Genomic DNA, 5,425 nt, shown 5'->3' with positions numbered 1-5,425 from the left:
CTCCCCGTACCCCGCTGTCCGCCCTTGCCCCCTTTGGAGTACCCGTGTCCGCACTCAGCGTCGAGCTGCTGGCCGCCGCCACGCCCCCGCCGATAGCCGACGCCGGCAACACCCGGCTCGCCCTGGCCGCGCTCGCCGGCATCGCCGTCATCGTCCTGCTCATCACCCGCTGGAAGGTGCACGCCTTCCTCGCCCTGACCATCGGCTCCGGCGTGCTCGGCTCGGTCGCGGGCGCCCCGCTGGCCAAGACCGTCACCAGCTACTCCACTGGGCTGGGCTCGACGGTGGCCAGTGTCGGCACGCTGATCGCGCTGGGCGCGATACTCGGCAAGCTGCTCGCCGACTCCGGCGGCGCCGACCAGATCGTCGACACGATCCTGGCCAGGACCAGCGAGAAGCGGCTGCCGTGGGCCATGGCGCTGATCGCGGGCCTGGTGGGGCTGCCGCTGTTCTTCGAGATCGGCATCGTCATCCTGATCCCGGTGGTGCTGCTGGTCGCCCGGCGCAGCGGGCAGTCGCTGATCCGGCTGGGCATCCCCGCGCTGGCCGGCCTGTCGGTGATGCACGGACTGGTGCCGCCGCACCCCGGGCCGCTGGCGGCGATCGGCGCGATCCACGCCGACATGGGCATCACCCTCGCGCTCGGCGTGCTGGTGGCGCTGCCCACGCTGGCCATCGCGGGGCCGCTCTTCGGGCGGGTCGCGGCCGGCTGGGTGGACGTGTCGCCGCCGGAGCGGATGACGCCGGCCCGTGCCTCCGACGACCTGGAGCGGCGGCCGAGCTTCGCGGCCACCGCCTGCACGATGCTGCTGCCGGTGGTGCTGATGCTGGCCAAGGCGCTCGCCGATGTGATCATCGACGACCAGGGCAGCCTGGCCTACCGGATCTTCGACGTCATCGGCACCCCGCTGATCGCCCTGCTGGCGGCGGTGGTCGTGGCGATGTTCACCCTCGGCAGGGCCGCGGGCTTCAGCAAGGACCGCATCTCCTCGACCGTGGACTCCTCGCTCGGGCCGATCGCCGGCATCCTGCTGATCGTCGGCGCGGGCGGCGGCTTCAAGCAGACGCTGATCGACTGCGGGGTCGGGCAGATGATCCTCGACTGGTCCAAGGACTGGCACATCTCCGCGCTGCTGCTCGCCTGGCTGATCGCGGTGCTGATCAGGGTCGCGACGGGTTCCGCGACGGTGGCGATCATCTCGGCGGCGGGCCTGGTCGCGCCGCTCGCCGACGGCATGTCGTCCACCCACACCGCGCTGCTGGTGCTGTCGGTCGGCGCCGGTTCGCTGTTCTTCTCGCACGTCAACGACGCCGGCTTCTGGCTGGTGAAGGAGTATTTCGGGATGGACGTCCCGCAGACCCTCAAGACGTGGTCGGTGATGGAGACGGTGATCTCGGTGGTGGCGCTGGGCTTCGTCATGCTGCTGTCGCTGGTGCTGTGACGCTGAGGCGCGCGGGTGGGGGCGGCGGGCCTGTCGCGGCCCGCCGCCCCTCATGCGTACGGCGTCGCCAGTACGCGTACGGCGTTACCGGGCCGCCGCACGCGCGTACGACCGCCATCAGGCCGACCTCACCCGTACGGCGTCACCAGCGCGGCACGGCCGGCATCCGCCAGTCGGGGTCGGCCTTGCGCATCGCGGCGGCGTCGTCGCGGTCCCGCATGGTGCCGTCGTCGTCCAGCCAGCGCTGGTGCAGCGCCTTCAGGGCGTCCCGGTCCAGCTCCACCCCGAGACCGGGCAGGTCGGAGACGGTCAGGGCGCCGCCGGTGAAGACATGGCGCTCGGTGATGACGTCCTCGGTCTGCCACGGGTAGTGCGAGTCGCAGGCGAAGTCCAGGTTGGGCACGGTGGCCGCGACATGCGTCATCGCGGCCAGGCTGATGCCCAGGTGGGTGTTGGAGTGCATCGACAGGCCGACGCCGAAGGTCCGGCAGACCGCGGCGAGCTGCTGCGTATGGCGCAGGCCGCCCCAGTAGTGGTGGTCGGACAGCACCACCTGGACGGCGTCGCAGGCGAAGGCCTCCTTGATCTCCTGGAAGGTCGTCACGCACATGTTGGTGGCCAGCGGGACCGCGGTGCCGTCCGAGACCTGGGCCATCCGGTCGGTGCCGCTCGCCGGGTCCTCCAGGTACTCCAGGACCTCGCCCAGTTCACGGGCCACGTGCAGTGAGGTCTCCACCGACCAGGCGCCGTTCGGGTCGAGCCGCAGCGGCTTGCCGGGGAAGGCCTCGGCCAGGGCGCGGACGGCGGCGATCTCCTGCTCGGGCGGGAAGACGCCGCCCTTGAGCTTGAAGGAGCCGAAGCCGTGGTCGTCGGCGAAGCGGCGGGCCTGGGCGACCACGCCGGCCGGGTCGAGCGCCGCGCCCCAGTCGTCGGGCTCGCCCTGGCCCTGGGGGTGCTCGGCGAGGCGGTAGAAGAGGTAGGCGCTGTAGTCGACGGCGTCGCGGACCTTGCCGCCCAGCAGTGCGTGCACCGGCAGGCCCAGCTTCTTGCCGAGCGCGTCGAGGCAGGCGACCTCGAAGCCGGAGATCACCGACAGCCGCAGCTTGTCCGCGGTCTGCACACCGCGCAGCCCGCCCGCGGCGACGGAGTCCGACACCTCGGCGGGGTCGCCGCACACCCGCTCGGCCAGCGTGAACAGCCCGTTCAGATCGGTGATCCGGTGCCCGGGCAGCGCCTCGGCGAGCGGGGCCGCGAGGTCCAGATAGCGGGTGTCCCCGTACGTCTCACCCACCCCGGACGTACCGTCGGCCGTGACGATCTCGACGATGAGCCGGGGGGTGTAGGGCTGGTGGACGCCTTGGGTGTTGAGCAGCGGCGGGTCGGCGATGAGGATGGGGGTAAGCCGCACCTCGGCGACCGTGAACGCGTCGGATGGACCCGTCGGGCCCGCTGTCTGCATATATGAATCACGTTCACCCATAAGACTGGAGCGTAGGTCCGGCACCCCTCGGCCGTCAACGCCGACGACAGGCGGAGCCGGAGAACTGGACGACATACCGACTGGTCGGTATGATGCCCGCATGAGTGAATCCGACAGCCCCCGGGGCCTGGATCTCGACCGGCTGCGCCGCCACCTGGACCAGCGGCGTCCCGGTCTCGCGGCCGGCGAGCTGCAGGCCGTGCTGATCCAGGGCGGGCGCTCCAACCTCACCTACCGGGTCACCGACGGCGGCTCCACCTGGGTGGTGCGGCGCCCGCCGCTCGGCCATGTGCTGGCCACCGCGCACGACATGGGCCGCGAGCACCGGGTGATCAGCGCGCTCGCCCCGACCCCGGTCCCTGTGCCGGGCACGGTGCTGCTCTGCGAGGACCCCGAGGTCATCGGCGCCCCCTTCTACGTGATGGACTTCGTCGAGGGCACGCCGTACCGCGTCGAGGACCAGCTCACCGCGCTCGGTCCCGCGCGGACCAGGGCGGTCGCGCTGACCCTGGTCGACACCCTGGTGGACCTGCACGCGGTGGACCCCGCCGAGGTCGGGCTCGCCGGTTTCGGGCGGCCCGAGGGCTTCCTCGGCCGGCAGCTGCGGCGCTGGGGCAAGCAGCTGGACGCCTCACGCAGCCGCGACCTGGCCGGCATCGACGAGCTGCACGCGGCGCTCGGCCGGGCGCTGCCGCACTCCCCCGCGCCCGCCGTCGTGCACGGCGACTACCGGCTCGACAATGTGCTCTTCGACGACGCCGACCGGCTCACCGCCGTCCTGGACTGGGAGATGTCCACCCTCGGCGACCCGCTGACCGATATCGGGCTGCTGGCGATGTACGGCGAGCAGCACGACATCCCCGACTTCCCCGTACCCACCGCGGGCGGCGCCGCCGGCCACCCCGGCGCGGACGAGATCACCGAACGGTACGCGCGCAGGTCCGGCCGCGATCTGTCCGACGTGGACTGGTACACCGCGTTCGCGTACTTCAAACTCGCCGTGATCCTCGAAGGCATCCACTACCGCTGGACCCTCGGCCAGACGCTCGGCGCCGGATTCGACCGGATCGGCACGGTCGTCCCGCTCTTCATCGACCGCGGACTTCGCAAACTCCAGGACCACGCCCGGGGCAGTGCCCGGGGCAGTGCAGCATCGCACCAGGAGGACTGAGCAGGATGGACTTCGCCTTCGACACCCGTACGGAGGAGCTGCGGTCCCGACTGGCCGCCTTCCTCGACGAGCACATCCACCCGGCCGAGGCCGTCTTCGCCGAGCAGCACGAGCAGGCGGGGCCTGACGCCCACTGGTCCGTACCGCCGGTCGTCGCCGACCTCAAAGCCGAGGCCAGGCGGCAGGGCCTGTGGAATCTGTTCCTGCCCGGCGCACACGGTGCCGGCCTCACCAACCTCCAGTACGCCCCGCTGGCCGAACTCACCGGGCGCAGCCCCTTCCTGGCCCCCACCGCCCTCAACTGCGCCGCCCCCGACACCGGGAACATGGAGGTGCTGGCCGAATTCGGCACCCCCGCCCAGCGCAAGGAGTGGCTGGAGCCGCTGCTGGCCGGCGAGATCCGCTCGGCCTTCGCCATGACCGAGCCCGACGTCGCCTCGTCGGACGCGACCAACATCGAGACCCGGATCACGCGCGACGGCGACTCCTACGTCGTCAACGGCCGCAAGTGGTACATCTCAGGGGCGATGAACCCCGACTGCGCGGTCTTCATCGTCATGGGCAAGACCGACCCGGCCGCCGACCGGCACCGCCAGCAGAGCCAGATCCTGGTGCCGCGGGACGCCCCCGGCGTGGAAGTACGCCGCGGCATGCGGCTGTTCGGCTACGACGACGCGGACCACGGCGGGCACGCGGAAGTCGTCTTCCGCGACGTCCGGGTGCCGGCCGAGAACCTCATCGGCGAGGAGGGCGGCGGCTTCGCCATCGCCCAGGCCCGGCTCGGCCCCGGCCGCATCCACCACTGCATGCGGCTCATCGGCATGGCCGAGCGCGCCCTGGAACTCATGTGCCGCCGCGCCACCGCCCGCGTCGCCTTCGGCAGACCGCTGGCCGCGCAGGGCGTGGTGCAGGAGTGGATCGCCGAGTCGCGGGTCGAGATCGAGCAGCTGCGGCTGCTGGTGCTCAAGACGGCGTGGCTGATGGACACGGTGGGCAATCAGGGGGCGCACACGGAGATCCAGGCGATCAAGATCGCGACGCCTTCCGGGGTGCTGCGGATCATCGACCGCGCGATCCAGGCGCATGGGGCCGGCGGTGTCTCCCAGGACTTTCCGCTGGCGCGGCTGTGGGCCGGAGCGAGGAGCCTGCGGCTCGCCGACGGGCCGGACGAGGTGCACCGCCGCTCACTCGCCCGCCGCGAGCTTGCACGGTACGTCTAGCGCAGCCGGGGGCGCCGTCCGCCCTCCGGGGCCGGGCGCGCCGCCCGCCGTACTGGGCACGCCCTCCGCCCCGCCGGGCGCGGGCCCCCCCCCCCCCCCCCCCCCCCCCCCC

Annotated in this window: 4 protein-coding genes; 3 read left to right on the top strand and 1 reads right to left on the bottom strand. The window is 72.2% G+C overall.

What is annotated here, in order from left to right:
* Positions 1 to 44: 44 nt before the first annotated feature.
* Positions 45 to 1,442, top strand: coding sequence for a GntT/GntP/DsdX family permease (locus V7E46_RS32125; RefSeq protein ID WP_333771706.1), 1,398 nt, complete (start codon positions 45 to 47; stop codon positions 1,440 to 1,442).
* 142 nt (positions 1,443 to 1,584) lie between these two features.
* Here the strand turns inward: V7E46_RS32125 and V7E46_RS32120 are convergent, their stop codons facing one another.
* Positions 1,585 to 2,901 (bottom strand): glucarate dehydratase family protein, encoded by a 1,317-nt coding sequence (locus V7E46_RS32120; protein WP_333771705.1) that lies wholly within the window; start codon positions 2,899 to 2,901, stop codon positions 1,585 to 1,587.
* Positions 2,902 to 3,022: 121 nt separating this feature from the next.
* Here V7E46_RS32120 and V7E46_RS32115 point away from each other — a divergent pair, with 121 nt between their 5' ends.
* Positions 3,023 to 4,093, top strand: coding sequence for a phosphotransferase family protein (locus tag V7E46_RS32115; RefSeq protein WP_333771704.1), 1,071 nt, complete (start codon positions 3,023 to 3,025; stop codon positions 4,091 to 4,093).
* A gap of 5 nt (positions 4,094 to 4,098) precedes the next feature.
* Entirely contained in the window at positions 4,099 to 5,313 is a 1,215-nt protein-coding gene (locus V7E46_RS32110) for an acyl-CoA dehydrogenase family protein (RefSeq protein ID WP_333771703.1), read from the top strand.
* The last annotated feature ends 112 nt before the right edge of the window (positions 5,314 to 5,425 follow it).

Source organism: Streptomyces sp. IBSBF 2435 (assembly GCF_036815005.1).
Classification (GTDB): Bacteria; Actinomycetota; Actinomycetes; order Streptomycetales; family Streptomycetaceae; genus Actinacidiphila.
This window is presented reverse-complemented; position numbering and strand designations above follow the sequence as displayed.